At 59.8% G+C, this 14,600-nt stretch carries 13 protein-coding genes; 4 read left to right on the plus strand and 9 right to left on the minus strand.

The genetic code is table 11. The annotated features are described in order from the left end of the window. Positions 1-34 precede the first annotated feature (34 nt). The 6 genes from CK498_RS18645 to CK498_RS18670 are packed head-to-tail and all read right to left on the minus strand — an operon-like array spanning position 35 to position 6,653. Positions 35-2,227: an MGH1-like glycoside hydrolase domain-containing protein gene (locus tag CK498_RS18645; RefSeq protein ID WP_095622361.1), complete on the minus strand. Its 2,193-nt coding sequence runs from the start codon at positions 2,225-2,227 to the stop codon at positions 35-37. Beyond that, on the minus strand, positions 2,220-2,864 hold the full coding sequence (locus CK498_RS18650; RefSeq protein WP_095622362.1) for a cysteine hydrolase family protein: 645 nt from the start codon (positions 2,862-2,864) through the stop codon (positions 2,220-2,222). The genes CK498_RS18645 and CK498_RS18650 overlap by 8 nt, the downstream gene beginning before the upstream one ends. Then, positions 2,864-3,919 (minus strand): ABC transporter ATP-binding protein, encoded by a 1,056-nt coding sequence (locus tag CK498_RS18655; protein WP_095622363.1) that lies wholly within the window; start codon positions 3,917-3,919, stop codon positions 2,864-2,866. The genes CK498_RS18650 and CK498_RS18655 overlap by 1 nt, the downstream gene beginning before the upstream one ends. Next, positions 3,919-4,707, minus strand: coding sequence for an ABC transporter permease (locus CK498_RS18660; RefSeq protein WP_095622364.1), 789 nt, complete (start codon positions 4,705-4,707; stop codon positions 3,919-3,921). The genes CK498_RS18655 and CK498_RS18660 overlap by 1 nt, the downstream gene beginning before the upstream one ends. Continuing rightward, positions 4,704-5,585, minus strand: a complete 882-nt coding sequence (locus CK498_RS18665; RefSeq protein WP_095622365.1) for an ABC transporter permease — start codon at positions 5,583-5,585, stop codon at positions 4,704-4,706. The genes CK498_RS18660 and CK498_RS18665 overlap by 4 nt, the downstream gene beginning before the upstream one ends. A gap of 9 nt (positions 5,586-5,594) precedes the next feature. Next, positions 5,595-6,653 (minus strand): ABC transporter substrate-binding protein, encoded by a 1,059-nt coding sequence (locus tag CK498_RS18670; protein WP_095622366.1) that lies wholly within the window; start codon positions 6,651-6,653, stop codon positions 5,595-5,597. Positions 6,654-6,785: 132 nt separating this feature from the next. Between CK498_RS18670 and CK498_RS18675 the strand changes: the two genes are divergently transcribed. From CK498_RS18675 to CK498_RS18685, 3 genes are read left to right on the plus strand one after another with little or no spacing between them, the layout of a single operon-like run. Continuing rightward, the gene (locus CK498_RS18675; RefSeq protein WP_095622535.1) at positions 6,786-7,493 is read left to right on the plus strand and encodes a GntR family transcriptional regulator; all 708 of its coding nucleotides are present in this window, start codon (positions 6,786-6,788) and stop codon (positions 7,491-7,493) included. 2 nt (positions 7,494-7,495) lie between these two features. Continuing rightward, complete coding sequence (locus tag CK498_RS18680; protein ID WP_095622367.1) at positions 7,496-8,551, plus strand: ADP-ribosylglycohydrolase family protein; 1,056 nt, start codon at positions 7,496-7,498, stop codon at positions 8,549-8,551. 4 nt (positions 8,552-8,555) lie between these two features. Further along, complete coding sequence (locus CK498_RS18685; RefSeq protein ID WP_095622368.1) at positions 8,556-9,497, plus strand: PfkB family carbohydrate kinase; 942 nt, start codon at positions 8,556-8,558, stop codon at positions 9,495-9,497. A gap of 34 nt (positions 9,498-9,531) precedes the next feature. Here CK498_RS18685 and CK498_RS18690 read toward each other — a convergent pair whose 3' ends face one another. Next, a complete protein-coding gene (locus CK498_RS18690) occupies positions 9,532-11,802 on the minus strand; it encodes a xanthine dehydrogenase family protein molybdopterin-binding subunit (protein WP_095622369.1) in 2,271 nt (756 codons plus the stop codon). 261 nt (positions 11,803-12,063) lie between these two features. On the opposite strand from CK498_RS18690, the gene CK498_RS18695 reads away from it, so the two are divergent. Next, positions 12,064-12,558: a MarR family winged helix-turn-helix transcriptional regulator gene (locus CK498_RS18695; protein ID WP_095622370.1), complete on the plus strand. Its 495-nt coding sequence runs from the start codon at positions 12,064-12,066 to the stop codon at positions 12,556-12,558. Positions 12,559-12,564: 6 nt separating this feature from the next. Here CK498_RS18695 and CK498_RS18700 read toward each other — a convergent pair whose 3' ends face one another. Further along, complete coding sequence (locus CK498_RS18700; protein WP_095622371.1) at positions 12,565-14,064, minus strand: tripartite tricarboxylate transporter permease; 1,500 nt, start codon at positions 14,062-14,064, stop codon at positions 12,565-12,567. 13 nt (positions 14,065-14,077) lie between these two features. Beyond that, the gene (locus CK498_RS18705) at positions 14,078-14,581 is read right to left on the minus strand and encodes a tripartite tricarboxylate transporter TctB family protein (RefSeq protein WP_095622372.1); all 504 of its coding nucleotides are present in this window, start codon (positions 14,579-14,581) and stop codon (positions 14,078-14,080) included. Between the last annotated feature and the right edge of the window lie 19 nt (positions 14,582-14,600).

Raw genomic sequence — 14,600 nt, forward strand, 5'->3', positions numbered from 1 at the left:
TCCCCAGACCATTCCGTGCGCAGTTGCTGGTCCTTCACGACAAACTCAGGCATAAGCGCATTTTCTCGCTACGTGCTGGCAGCCACAAGGTATGACCTTCTACGACCTCAACCAAGACATCCTCCAAAGTCGCGTCAGTAATGGCGTAGGATCGCCCCAGGCGCAGCCAGTCGCCTGCTTGGCCGACTGGCAGCTGCATCTGAAGCGTACCAGATCGCCACTCGATCCAGCAGATACAGCCGCGTAGGGACGTTTCCCATAATATGTCGCTTCCACGTAGCAGACGGTGTCCACCATTAGGCAGTGGCTCGATGCATAGTCTGCCGAGTGCTGTCTGCAAAGGCCCCAAAGGGCCATCGAGTCTATCACTGGCGATACTCAGCCCATCCCAAGGCGTAACGTCACATACTTCGGCGATGCTCAACGCAGGCATCAGCGCGCCCCATGTGTAGAACGTATCGGTATCAGGTTGGTCGGTGATGGCACCGGTTTCGGCGTGAAAGTTCTCACCGCACACTCTGTGCTCCCAGCCGCTCTGAAACAGCTGCCAGCTTTGATCGGCCAGGCGCGCTGCTTGGGCATCGAAACCGCAGCGACGCAGACCGCGATGAACCCAGAAGTTGAGCGGCGGCCAAATGCGACCACGCCAATAGACATTATCACCGTAGCTGGGATCATCACGGGCCACCGAGGGCAGCGAGAAGGTGCCACCGAATTTATGTTGTGGCAGCAGGTAATGTTCGACCATCGTAGCCGCCTGCTCCGGCGTCGCAGCCCCGGCAACAAGAGGATAAAACGAGGTCGGTGCCAGTTGACGCACAAAACGACCATCCGGAAGACGATTGGCGAACACCTCACGCTGCATGTCCCATAGATGATCGCGAATGCAGGAGAGGTGTGCTTGATGGCTGGCCCGCAAGCGCTCCAAGCTGACGTTGTCCCCTAGGGCATCTGCCATGGCCACGAGCATTTCGTTATCCAGCGCCAGGAGGCTGTTGAGCCCTACGTCATAGCACTGCAGTAGCCCGGTAGCGGGATCGAAGAGTGCGTCGTCGTGAACTGGGCTATTATCCATCGCCGATTCGTTCTTGGCACCGAGCTTGGTATTCTGATATAGCCCCCTGCCGATATCAGGTGAGGTGCCGTAGGCAACTAGCCCCGCACCGTTCAGCTCGCGACAGCGCCACCACCAATCGAAGTTGGCCAGTAACCGGGGAAACGCCCACTCAAGCAGTGCCCGATCTCCGCTGCGCTGATAAAGGTTCCACACGACATAACTGAGAATGGGGATCTGACTGCGATCCAGCCAAGCATCGTTGCCCGTTACTAGGCAGGGAAAGTTGCCAGCCACGGTTTGCCAGGCAAAAATGGCCGCTACATTGTCCTTGGCGATGGATGGGTCAATGTGGCCCCACAGCCAAGCGTGAAATGCCACGTCATCGAGCCAAATACCGAAGCCACCGAACTTGCTAGTACTCCAGAAGCGAGTCAAAGCCGTATAGGGCCGTTGATTCACACTGTCATAGACATGGTTCCAACGCACCACATCATTGAGCGCTTGTAGGGCCTGCTGTGATCTTCCAGGCACTTTGACACTTAGAGGCCAAGCCTCGTCGGGAAGTATGGAGAACCCAGGGGAAATTTCGTTGAGATAGCACGTGATGCGCTGCCGGGGCGCCTCTTCGAGATTGAAGCGCATAGCAGCACAGCGCCCTGATTCACCGCGAGAGGAGAGATAAAAGTAACCATACTCTACGAGTTCATGGCATAAGGCCTCAAGGTCGTCATGAAACGTAGTCAGTAGTGGAGCGTAGACGGCTTGTAGACCAACTCGGTTTGCACCAACTTGCCCATGCAAGGTGCCATCGTTCCGTGCATACCACGTTTCATCATGAGAACCTCGCACGCACAGCACGACCCAAAAGCGCAGCCCCCATTCACCACTAGCCTGGGCTCGCCAGTCGATTTCCACCTCAGTGTCATGAAAGGTAAAGCGCCAGTCCAGGGTGGTACCGGCGTGAGACGTGCGCAGGCAGGCCGTACGACCATCCAAGCCCCTCGTTCCCAGCAGGGTGGTGGCTGCAGGGGGGATCAGTGACACGTCATTGGCGCTGGCCGAATAGAGTAACGGAGTCAAGGTTACACCCAGCGTAGGGTGGACGATCTCCGCTGGGCGTTCGGCAGTCCACGTGCCCCACCCCGCTCCGGCAGGTACCTGTTCAGTCATACGTGACGCCCTGCCATTGAGCGAGTATCGCCTCTGTCGAGGCGAGTTCTATCTGCTGGTCGAAACGCGGGTAGACAAGCTCAAGACAGGCGCGATGAGCGCTGGGATCACTGCTCGCCACCGCATCTCGCGCGATAATAACCCGATAGCCAAGATCTACCGCCGAGAGCACCGTCGCCAGCACGCATACATCCGTCTCGATACCGCAGACGATCAGAGCCGGTGGCGCAAGCTTTCTAATATATTCTCGAAAGGTCGGACCCTGGGGCCCAACAACAGGTGCTTCAAATGCGTTATGCCCCCTTTTGTCGAATACCTGCCCGACCCTGGCATAGGGCACCAGGCTGGGATGGAGTTCTAACATGTCCGTGCCAGCCTCGACCTGAGTCACACGATGCCAATGGCGATAGTATCGCTTCCAGCAACCTTGAGCGGACTCGGGAGACGACGCAGTAATGAAGCGGGTAAATAATGTCTGGACAGAACGCGCCGCGACCAAACGCTCGACCTGCGGCAGAATCGCAACACCGTCGGCGCCATACCACTCACCCGGTTCAAGAAAAAGCCGCTGCATATCGATGCACAGGACCTGGGCGGCTGCCGGAATCGGCCCGAACGCCAAGCCACCTTTCTCCATCACGCTTCCACCAAGATAGTATCCCTGGCATACCAAGCCAGTTTGACCAGTTGCCCCGGCACCAGCTCTGCCGCCTCATGGTTCTGGGCAAATACCTGGAGCGGGATGTCGCCGTAATGCAGCAGATAGTTGAGGCTGTTGCCGGCGAAGACGATGTCGTCGAGCCGGGCCTCCATCACGTTGGCATCACTGGCGAGAACCTCATCATCAGCGACGATGGATATTTTCTCCGGCCGCACCGCACAGGTTGCCGTACCACCTTCCGGCAGGACGTCGAGACTGCGCAGGCAACTGCCGCCGTCAAGTTCGAGGGCGCCACTGACAACGCGTCCTTTGAACAGGTTGGCATCGCCGAGGAACGACGCGGCGAATGCCGTGGCTGGCCGCTCGTAGATCTCCCGAGGCGTGCCTTCCTGCAACAGCTTGCCATCCTTGAGCACGCCGACCTTGTCGCTGAGCGTCAATGCTTCCTCCTGATCATGTGTCACGAGGATCGTGGTCACACCAATCTCACGCTGGATGCGCTTCAGCTCGACCTGCATTCCCAGGCGCAGTGCCTTATCGAGTGCGCTAAGAGGCTCATCGAGCAACAGTACCTTGGGGCGGAAGATAATAGCCCTAGCCAACGCCACACGCTGGCGCTGGCCGCCAGAGAGTTCATGTGGCTTGCGCCGGTCATATCCAGTCAAGCGGACCAGTTCCAATACGTCCCCCACTCGTTTGCTAATCTCCTCTTTATTGGTATCGCGTACCATCAGGCCAAAAGCGACATTGTCGTACACGCTCATGTTAGGAAACAGCGCGTAATTCTGAAACATCATACCGATATTGCGTTTCTCCACCGGCAGTCGCTCGACGGCGGAACCACCAATATGGATCTCCCCCGTATTGGGGAAACTGAAACCGGCAATCAAACGCAACAATGTAGTCTTCCCGCTGCCCGACGGCCCCAACAACGAGTAAAGTCCGCCATCGGAAAAGTCGATAGAGATATCGCTCAGCGCAGGAAAATTACCGAAGCTTTTTGTGACATGAGAAACAGTAACGGATGCCATCAGCGAGAATCTCCAAAGCGATAGAAGCGTGACACGATCACCAGCAACGTTATCGAGAAAGCGATAACGAGGGTGGAAATAGCATTGATCTCCGGTGTAAAGCCTTGCCTAATCGCACTATATATCTCCACTGGTAGGGTGCTGATACCAGGCACAGAGAGGAAATAGGAGATCACGAACTGGTCGAACGACACGGCAAAAGCAAACAGAGCGCCAGCAATGATACCCGGCGCCATGTAAGGTAGCGTCACGTAGCGCACTACCTGCCAAGGAGTCGCACCCAGCGAACGTGCTGCTGCCTCCAAATCGGCGTCGAACCCTCGGAGTCGTGCTGAGACGACGATGATGACGTAGGGTAACGCAAGGGCAACATGGCCTAGGACCATGGCATGCAGGCCACGGCCGATGCCACTCCAGAAAAAGAACAGCAGCATAGCCGTGCCCGTAATCAACCAGGGAATGGCGATGGGAGGAAAAAGTGCTGCCTGGAATAGCTTCTTGAAGCGAAATTCATAGCGAAATAACGCAATGGAGGCCGCTGTGCCGAGCACGGTGGCAATGAGTGTGGTGGCCATCGCTACCAAGATGCTGTTGCGGGTGGCCGCCAGAAGTCGCTGATTACTGCTCAACTGAACATACCAATCGAAGGTCCAGTCGATAGGCAGTTGATAGAACTGTGAGGTGTTGAACGACATCGTTGCCATAACCACGATAGGTAGGTAGAGGAAGGCTAGCACTAAGGCAAGATAGAGCCTCCCCACGACCAGAAGAGTAGGGGTAGCTTTCATGAGGCTCTCCTCAAGATAGGCTGGAAAACGGCAAAAATGATCAACACACACGCCAACAATAAGAACGACAGCGCAGCGCCCAATGGCCAATTGAAGACGGCAGTAAACTGATCTTCGATCACGGTGCCTAGAAAAGTACCCTCGCGTCCACCAAGGATGCGCGGCTCCATGAAGGAACCGATCACCGGCACAAAGATCAGCACTGCGCCGGCGACGATACCCGGCATTGCTAACGGCAGGATAACCTTACGCAGCACTGTCAAACGGCTGGCGCCTAGCGATCGGGCGGCGTCTACCAAAGAGTCATCTATAGTCTGCAGCGAGATATAGCATGTGAGGATCATGTAAGGCAGGTAGGAGTGCACAAGCCCGATGACCACAGCGGGGTAGGTGAACATCAGATCCAGTGAGCCAAAACCAGGGATCAGCCAGGCAAGGAAGCGTTCCAGAATACCATTGCCGCGCAGCACCATGGTCCAGGAGAATATCCGGATCAAGGCATTGCTCCAGAATGGAATGATGACTAGTAGGAACAGCGCTTCTCGCCAGCGCCCCTTGATAGTCTTAGCGAGCACATAAGCGCAAGGAAAACCGATTACGAAGCACCATAGAGCGACTTCCGCGCCTAGACGCAGTGATCGCCACATCAGGGTGCGGTAAAACTCCTGTTGAAAGAAGGCCTCATAGTTGGAGAAGGTGGTGTACCAGTTACGCCCAGCAATAGGCACATCACTGAGGAAGCTGAAATAGAACATGGCTGCCAGCGGCAGCAGCACGGTGATGATCAGCCACAGGTAGGCAGGCCCCATCAGCCAAGCGGCACTTCTCGCATCGGAGGGCCCCCGGCGGGGCACACTAACGGTATCGGGTAAAGCCATCGGCCACTCTCACTCCTGGAAGTAGGTCTTGGTTTCCTGCCACACTTCCAGCATCTGGCGGCGCATCGTTTCCTCGATGGGTCCCATGAAGGGCAACCTTTCGACCTGCTCCAAATCTTCCATCAGAGCCTTGTTGAAGGCACCATCGGGTAACGCTGCCACAGCCTCGACGTTGGCCGAGATGGGGGCTCCAACTTCTCCATCCCAGTAGGTGTAGAAGTCGGGGGCAATCATCCAATCGATGAACTCCCGGGCGGCTTCGGGGTGAGGTGCATCGGTCTGCATCGACAGGCCATCGAGCCAAGCGATGGCCCCCTCTCGGGGAGTCACAAACTCGATGGGCAACCCGAAATGGCCACCTGAACGTGCCGCTGAGCCACTCCAGTAGGTGGCCATATCGAACTCACCGGAGGCCATGTACTGATTCCACTCGTTCTCCGATCCCCAGAAGGTGCGGATCTGCGGTTTGAGGGCATACAGGCGCTCGCGGATTTCGTCGAAGTCGTCTGGGGCATTGATGTCCTGCCCGGTCAGCAACGCTGCGAACTGTACCGATTCCACAGCATCGTCGCGCCAACCGATACGCCCTGCATATTGTGGGTCCCATAGCACTTGCAGGGAGTTCGGGGGCTCACTGATGGCCTGAGTATTGATAGCGAAGGATGTCACGCCCCATACCCAAGCGGCACCGTAAACCTCTCCATCTAGGCTCAAGTGGGGATGCCCAGCGAGTTCAGCATCCAGACTCTCGGCGTTCGGAATGTCAGCCAAGTCGATGGGCTGGATTAGGCCTTCTTCTGCGGCTTGCTGGGTGTAGGCCGCATTGATGACAATCACGTCATAGGCCCCAGGATTGGTACGCAGCTTGGTGAGCATCTCCTGCTCGGAGTTGAAATACTCATGTACGACGCGATGGCCAGTCGCCTGCTCGAACTGCTCGATGGCCCAGCGCTCGTCGGTGCCATAACCTTGCCAGTTGAGCACGCGGAGCGTATCAGCGTGGGCGAAGGTAGCACCTAGCATCAATGCACCAGTGACGGTGAGAAGTCGATATGAAGGGGTAATCATGAACGGTTCACCTCGATTGTTGGGCTTGTTATCGAACCTGTCACCGGACGGCTGGCAGCCCATCACGCCGGTTGATGAGCTATGCATCAGGTTTGGCTTGCCTTCCGAGACGTCAGGATGTACAAATTACACATGTCCAAACATGTACGATTTGACAAGAAACAGCAAGTCTTAACCGAACTGATGCGCCGAATCGAAAGCGGCCAGTTAGGTTATGGCAAGCGCTTGCCAGGCGAGCACCAGTTGGCTAACGAATTCAAGGTTAGTCGCGGCACACTGCGCCAGGCACTGTCGGAGCTCAAGGAGCAGCACTATATCGCCACCCAGACGGGTGTCGGCTCGATAGTCACCTACGATGGCATACCACTCGACCAACAGCGCGGCTGGGCTCAGGCATTGGCAGACTCAGGGGCTACCCTAGAAACGCAGTTGCTGCGCCTGGAAAGCATTGAGGATGAGGCGCTAGCGGCAACCTATGGGATGGCTGCCTACATTGCAGTAGAACGCCGCCGAGTCACAAGCCACGGACTCATCGTCTCACTGGAGCGCTCTCGCATCCCCGCGACGCCAGTATTGCATGACCTACCGCAACGAGGTCTGCTGGACAACTCCCTGACAGCAACACTGAAGGCGGCAGGCCTGCATGCCGAGCATGGAGAACAGAGCGTCGATGTGGTGATGCTCGATGCAGAGGATGCACGCCTGCTCGGTCGCAAGACCGGTAGCCCCTTCCTACGCTCCGTACGCACCACCTTCGACCAGCGAGAAGCTCTCGTCGAGCATGTTGTCAGTCTTCTAGATCCTGATCACTTCCGCTTATACCTACGTTTTGGAACCTGACCATGCCCCGCCCCAATGTCAGTTCACGCTTGACCTTCTCCGGCACGGACAACGGCCTGCGGGAGCGGGCTTTGGGGGCCTTTCACGGCCTGGCACTGGGCGATGCGCTGGGCATGCCAACCCAATCGTTGAGCCGTGCCGAGATCATCGGCGGTTTTGGAACGATTGCTGCCCTGGTGGATGCTCACTCCGACCAGCCCATTGCACCAAACATGCCGGCAGGGTCCATCACCGACGATACCGAGCAGGCCATACTGGTAGCTGATCTCCTGATCGAAGGCCGGGGGCGAATCGCACCAATTGCGCTCGCCAACCGGCTCATTGCCTGGGAGGACAGAATGCGCGAACGAGGCTCCCTCGACCTACTCGGGCCCTCGACCAAGCGTGCCATTGAGCTAATCGTCGCTGGCACATCACCGCATGAAGCAGGCCGCTTCGGCGCCACTAACGGGGCAGCGATGCGCATCACGCCAGTGGGCATCGCCTTCGACATTGACGATGAAGAGCGCTTGTTGGAGGCCGTCTGCGAGGCAAGTTGCGTCACCCACAACACCAACCTTGGCATTGCCAGCGCAGCTGCAGTAGCGGCGGCGATTTCCGCTGGCCTCAATGGTGCATCACCACGTGAAGCATTGGATGCCGGTGTACGCTTGGCCGAGCGCGCCGAGGCATACGGATTCTGGATCGCTGGCGCACTCATCGCGCCACGTATCACATGGGCAAGAAAATTAGTACGGAATTGCGATGACCGAGAGGTTATCGAACAGATCCATGACCTGGTAGGTACCTCGGTAGCTGCACAGGAATCAGTAGTAGCGGCCTTTGCTCTGGCGGAATGGGCTGAGCAGGCCAATGAGCGGCCACAGCGCGTGCTGTGCCTAGCCGCCAGCCTAGGCGGTGACACTGACACCATCGCCGCCATGCTGGGCGCTATGCTCGGTGCCTGTCACGGCCTAAACGCACTACCCGCGAGGTGGGTCAAACAAGTGTGCGATGTGAATGGGCTAGCACTGGAGCCACTCGTCGACCAGTTGCTCGTACTACGTGCTGGGGAGTGAGCCCATGTCAGCCACACCACGCCTGATCTATACCGGTCAAGCCATCGTCGATATCGTCATGCGGATCGACCAGCTACCACCACGCGGCGGTGAAGTTGCCGCTGCTAGTGCCGACCTGGCCGTAGGTGCAGGCTTCAACATCATGGCTGCCGCTCGGCGCCAGGGAATGCAAGTCCTCTATGCTGGCAGCCATGGCCGAGGGACAATGGGTAACCGGGTTCGGCAGGCGCTTGCGGATGAGCAGATCGACTGCCTGGCGCCAGTAGACGAGCGCCGTGACAGTGGCTTCTGCATTGCCCTAATCGATGCTGACGGCGAGCGAACTTTCGTCACCCGGCAGGGGGCCGAAGAGGAGGTCGATGCAAAGCAGCTTTGGGCACTCCGCCTACAGCACGGTGACTGGTTGCATGTCAGCGGCTACAGCCTGCTCTATGCCGCCAAGGCCGAAGCGCTGCTGAACTGGCTGCAGCAGCTCCCTACCGCCCTATCCGTGGTGTTCGATCCAGGCCCACGACTCGCGTCCATTCCAGTCGAATACTTGGATAGGCTGCTGCCACGCATCAGCGTTTGGAGCAGCAATGCGGAGGAGACCCGATCCTTCGGTGCCCACCAAGATCTCGAAGCCGCTCTGCGCACTATCGCTCGGCAGTTGGCACCTGATGCCCTACTAATCGCCCGGGATGGAGCCAATGGCTGCCGTCTTTTGCGCCACGGGGTTTGCCATAACATTACGGGATTTCCAGTAGTTGCCGTGGACACCAACGGCGCTGGCGATGCTCATAGCGGAGTACTAATCGCCGGGCTCGCCCATCATCTGCCTGCTGACGAGGCTTGCCATCGCGCCAATGCCGCGGCAGCTATCGCCGTCTCCCGACATGGACCTGCGATGGCGCCCACACAGCATGAACTGAACGACTTCCTCACTGAGCATCACAGTACGTACTGAGAAGCTCTAAGCACCTGCAGATCTAGATGCGGCATCAGCCGATCGCCTCCACCGACACCGACCGAGCAGCGGCCAGGGTGCGACGCACCACCTCCGGAGTGAACGGCGGGCGAGTGAAGCGCACCCCGGTGGCATCGTAGAGGGCATTGGCGATGGCCGGCGCGCCGGGCAAGGAGGTGGACTCCCCCACCCCCAGCGGTGGCGCCTCGGAGTGCTCGACCAGCATGACATCGATCTCGGGTAGCTCGGAGAAACGCAGGATCGGATAGCCGCCCCACTCGCGACTCACCGGCAGGCCATCCTCGAAGGCGACGCGCTCCTTGAGCGTCCGGCTCAACGTCTGGATCACATTGCCATGCACCTGGTGGCGCACGCCGGCAGGATTGATCATCAGGCCGGCGTCCTGCCCCACGATCAAGCGTTCGATGACGATGCGTCCACTGTCGGGATGCACCTTGAGCTCCACCACCCAAGCCGCCAGGGCGGCGCCGAAGCCGGGAAACTTGCTGTGCACGTACTGGGCATAGGCCACTCCACGTCCGTGCTGCCAGCCATCGACCACGCGAGGCTGCGAATGAGCGACCCGCGGCAGCCAACCCGCGCGCACTGCCACGGCCTCGGTGAGCGCCACCGCCCGGGGATCGCTCAGATGACGCAAGCGAAAGGCCACCGGATCCTCGCCGGCCAATTGGGCCAGTTCGTCGATATGACTCTCATGGGCAAAGGTATTGGGCATCGCCGAAACGCCACGCAACCAAGAGGCACGCACCAGAGTAGGCACATCGTCGCAGGCGATCTGACGATGGGAGTAGCGGTAAGGCGGGACCGAGGTACGATCGCCCATCTCGAAGGGGATATCGCTGGGTTTGGCGACGCCCGTCAGCAGCAGGGCCAGGGTGGGGGCATTGTTGGAGGGGTAGCGGGAGACGAAGCGATAGGCGGCGAGCGTGCCATCGGCATGCACCCCGCCCTCTACCTCCATCAGTTGGGCTGCCCCCTTGGGCTCCCAGCCATGCTCCTGCTCACGGGACAGCTGTACCCGTACCGGCCGACCCACCGCCCGGGACAGTAGTGCCGCATCGGCCCCCACATCATCGGCACAGTTGCGCCCGTAACAGCCGGATGCCTCCATCCGGGTGATGGTGATCACGCCCTCATCGAGTCCCATCAGGCGCGACAGGTCGGCACGCAGACTGTGGGGATTCTGGGTGCCGGACCACACCCGCAGTCGCTCGTCACGATAGTCGGCCACCGAGCAGGAGGGGCCGATGGAGCCATGCAGTTGGAAAGGCCAGACATAGGTGCGACGGATCCGCTGTGCGGCATCGGCCAGTCCGTTCTCCACGTCCCCCTCCTCCAACAGGGGACGGCGTTGCGCCGGCAGCTCACGCAGGGCCTGCTCTAGATCGTCGAGCCGGGGGAGCCCCTCCGGCTCGCGCCAGGAGACCTGGAGCCGTTTGGCCGCTGCCACGGCCTGCTCCTCACGCTCAGCGACCACGCCGACGAAGTCGCCGATCACCACCACCTGGATCAACCCGGGCATGTCGGCCACCGAGGCCTCATCCACACCTACCAGGCTGGTACCGACGAAGCCGCCACGATCATGGCCGGTATAGGGCGGACGGATCACCCGGCCGTGCAGCATGCCGGGCAGGCGCAGGTCATGCACGAACGTCAGCTGGCCGGCGACCTTGTCGGGAATGTCCACCCGCGGCGCCGCCCGACCCACCAAGCGGTAGTCGCCCACTGGCTTGAACGGTACCTGATCGGCAAGCGGCAAGGCGTGGCGCGAGCCCGCCAGCAGTTCGCCGTAACCCACGGCGGGTCGATCACCCGCGACCGGTTGAATGGCACCTTCGGCACAATACAAGCTGCTGCGCGCCACGCCGAAGTGATCACTGGCCAGGTCGAGCAGATGTTCCCGTGCCTGGGCCGCCGCCCGCCTCAGCGGTTCGGCGGTGATCTGGATGGTGGCGCTGGCAATGGTGGGCCCCTGGTTGGGCACCTCGAAGGGATGCCCCAGCACCATGGTGACCCGTTCCAAGGCCACATCCAGCTCCTCGGCCACGATCTGGGCCAGGGCGGTGCGAATGCCAGTCCCCAGATCCACGTGCCCATTGAAGGCCATCACCCCGCCATCGGCGAGTACTGCGATAAAGAGCTCGGGCTCCTTGGGCACAAAATCGGAATGTGTACCCGGTTGACCCGGCGCCGGTTTAGGAGGGATCACGGGGTCCCGGTAGACCACCAGCATATCGGCGCCATGCAGCAGCGCGTCTCGATCCGGCAGTGATGTAGGCGCCATATGAACCTCTCCATTGTTGGCTATTGCCAAGATCATGAGCGAATGCCGGCGTAGCGCAGGCGCTAGTGATCCCGTCCAGCTTGCCCCAATCTGCGTTTGGTTATAGTGTATGCACCATAAATAAGCATGGCTTGCTCATCGACTGCAAGCCATACAACGATGGCGTTGACACTCGAGTCCGTGGTACTCGGCCTCCGGGGTCATCCTTCCCGCTAGCCACCCGTCAACCCAAGATCGTCGCCAGCAGATCGAGGAGATCCGATGACCCAAGAGACGTCAGCTCACGCCACCAGCGCCAGCGAGCATCTCTCTCCTGCCGAGCAGGGGTATGACTTCTCGCAACAGGTGGGGCACCTTTTGCGCAAAGCCTACCAGCGACATACGGCGATTTTTCAGCGCCACAGCTATGACAAGCAGCTGACTGCCATTCAGTTCGTCACCCTATGCACAGTCATGGAACGCGGCGCGAGTTCTCTCACCGAGATCGTCAATGCCACCGCAATCGACCCCGCCACCATTCGTGGGGTGATCAAGCGCCTCAAGGCGCGGGAGTGGATCACCCTGACCACCGATCCCGGCGACCAACGCAAGGTGATGGTGGTCATCACCGAGGCGGGGGAAACACTGGTGGAGAACATGGTGCCCATCGCCAAGCAGATCAGCGATCAGACCATGAGTAACCTCAACCCCGCCGAGCGCATCGCCCTGCTGCACCTACTGGAAAAAATGAACGCCGACCAGCTAAGCGCTGACTAGGTGGGATCAGCACTCCCGCTGGCGTATTCGCGTCAAGAGCGGCAGCAACAGCGGCAAGGCTATCGCCATCAATGACATGGCCAGCAGCAGCATGGCAATGGGGCTATTCAGGAACACATCCCATGTGCCTCTTCCCAGGATCAGACTACGGCGAAGATTCTCTTCCAACAGCGGGCCGAGAATCAGCCCGAAGGCGAGTGGCGCGGCGGGCAGCGACATCAGATACAACAGATAACCGAGCACCCCGAAGAACAGCATGATATAGACGTCCGCCAGGCTATTGCGGATGGAAAAGGCGCCGATCACACACAGCAGTGCAATGCCGACCAGCAGCAGATGCGTGGGAATGCGCAAGATCCATGTCATCCAGCGCATCAGCAAGAACCCAAGCAGTAAGGTCAACAGCAACGCAATGGCAAATCCTGCATAAATGCTGGCCACGAACTCCGGATTCTCGGCGAACAGCATCGGTCCTGGGCGCATGCCATGCATCAGCAGCGAGCCCATCAGCACAGCGGTAATGGCGTCACCGGGCACGCCCAGCGTCATCATCGGAATCAGCGTGCCGCCGATGCTCGAACTATTCGCGGCTTCCGGCGCCACTACCCCCTCGCCGGCACCCTTGCCGAAACGCTCGGGGTGACGCGACAAGCGTCTTTCCTGGGCATAGGCGATGGCCACCGCAATCGCCGAACCGGCAGCGGGTATCGCGCCGATCAACGCCCCAATCGTGGAGCCTCTAAGCGCAGACTTCCAGTACGAGACGAAACTGCGCAAGGCACCCGATGCGGCATCGAGTGAGGCCGCTACCGGTCTGGTGGCAGGGCGCGACGCCGGGCCAATATGCTTCATCACCTCCGCCAGGCCAAACAGGCCGATGCACAACGGCACCAACTCTACCCCGCCTTGTAGCACGCGACTGCCGAACGTGAAGCGCGGCATGTCCGTCATCAGATCGAACCCAACCATGCCGCAGATCACCCCAAGCGCCCCTACCAACAGGCCACGCACCGTCGAGCCAGGCGAGGCATAGGCCAATAACACCAAGCCGAACACTGCCACCGCGGTAAACTCGGGGCTACGAAACTGCATGGCCATGGCGGCCATCCATGGCGCCACCACCATCAGCAGCGCCAACCCCACCAGTCCCCCCAGACTGGAGGCCAGAAGAGCATGACTCAGCGCCAGCTTTGCCTGCCCTGCTTGCGCCATGGGGTAGCCATCCAGTTGGGTGACAATGGCGCCAGGGGTACCAGGAATATTGATGAGGATGGCCGATATCGAGCCGCCATACACGCTGGCCACGAAGACACTAAGCAGGAAGAGGATCGCCAACTCGGCCTGCATGCCAAAGCTCAAAGGAAGCAGGATCGCCAGGGCCATGGTCGAGCTGACACCGGGCAGAGCGCCGAGCACGATGCCCAGCAGGACCCCACCCAGCGCAAGGGCGATCCCCAGGGGCGAGGCCAGGGTGGCCACGAATGCGGTCAAGGTATCGATGAGCATCGGCTCTCCTCGCTTACAACGGCACGTTGAGCAGCATCACGAACACAAGGTGCAGCAGCGCCCCGATCAGCAGGGCGAAGCACGCCGCATGACCCAACGCACGGCGCAAGCCCCCACCACGGCGATAGCCAAGCCATGCGAGCCAAGGCGCAGCGAATAGCACGCTGGCGGCAAGGAATCCCAGCCAGTCTGTCAGCACCGGTAATAGGGCGATCGATGAGATCAGCAGCAGGGCATGCAGGTGATCGCCCGGCATCGCCATGCCGGGAGGGCCCAGCCAGCCACTGCGTGCCCAGTTCACCACCCCTTTCAGCAGGATGACCGCCCCTCCCAGGCCCACCAGCCCGATGACGATCAACGGCAAGAACGCCGGGCCAGGATCGGGACCGCGCCCCAGAGTAGCCGTCAGGGCAGTGTCGCGGAGCACGGAGTAGCCCACCACGCCTGCCAGTACACTGAACAGTAAGCCGCAGGCGATATCGCGCCAGGCTTCATGACCGAGATGCCGAGTCGCCATGGATCATTCCTCGCGTGTG

It is taken from the genome of Halomonas salipaludis, assembly GCF_002286975.1.
In the GTDB taxonomy this organism is placed as follows: Bacteria; Pseudomonadota; Gammaproteobacteria; order Pseudomonadales; family Halomonadaceae; genus Franzmannia; species Franzmannia salipaludis.

Bases quoted from the DNA above. Each gene is read 5' to 3' on its own strand.
- CK498_RS18645 (WP_095622361.1), bottom strand. From the start codon at position 2,227: ATGACTGAACAGGTACCTGCCGGAGCGGGGTGGGGCACGTGGACTGCC.
- CK498_RS18650 (WP_095622362.1), bottom strand. From the start codon at position 2,864: ATGGAGAAAGGTGGCTTGGCGTTCGGGCCGATTCCGGCAGCCGCCCAG.
- CK498_RS18655 (WP_095622363.1), bottom strand. From the start codon at position 3,919: ATGGCATCCGTTACTGTTTCTCATGTCACAAAAAGCTTCGGTAATTTT.
- CK498_RS18660 (WP_095622364.1), bottom strand. From the start codon at position 4,707: ATGAAAGCTACCCCTACTCTTCTGGTCGTGGGGAGGCTCTATCTTGCC.
- CK498_RS18665 (WP_095622365.1), bottom strand. From the start codon at position 5,585: ATGGCTTTACCCGATACCGTTAGTGTGCCCCGCCGGGGGCCCTCCGAT.
- CK498_RS18670 (WP_095622366.1), bottom strand. From the start codon at position 6,653: ATGATTACCCCTTCATATCGACTTCTCACCGTCACTGGTGCATTGATG.
- CK498_RS18675 (WP_095622535.1), top strand. From the start codon at position 6,786: ATGTCCAAACATGTACGATTTGACAAGAAACAGCAAGTCTTAACCGAA.
- CK498_RS18680 (WP_095622367.1), top strand. From the start codon at position 7,496: ATGCCCCGCCCCAATGTCAGTTCACGCTTGACCTTCTCCGGCACGGAC.
- CK498_RS18685 (WP_095622368.1), top strand. From the start codon at position 8,556: ATGTCAGCCACACCACGCCTGATCTATACCGGTCAAGCCATCGTCGAT.
- CK498_RS18690 (WP_095622369.1), bottom strand. From the start codon at position 11,802: ATGGCGCCTACATCACTGCCGGATCGAGACGCGCTGCTGCATGGCGCC.
- CK498_RS18695 (WP_095622370.1), top strand. From the start codon at position 12,064: ATGACCCAAGAGACGTCAGCTCACGCCACCAGCGCCAGCGAGCATCTC.
- CK498_RS18700 (WP_095622371.1), bottom strand. From the start codon at position 14,064: ATGCTCATCGATACCTTGACCGCATTCGTGGCCACCCTGGCCTCGCCC.
- CK498_RS18705 (WP_095622372.1), bottom strand. From the start codon at position 14,581: ATGGCGACTCGGCATCTCGGTCATGAAGCCTGGCGCGATATCGCCTGC.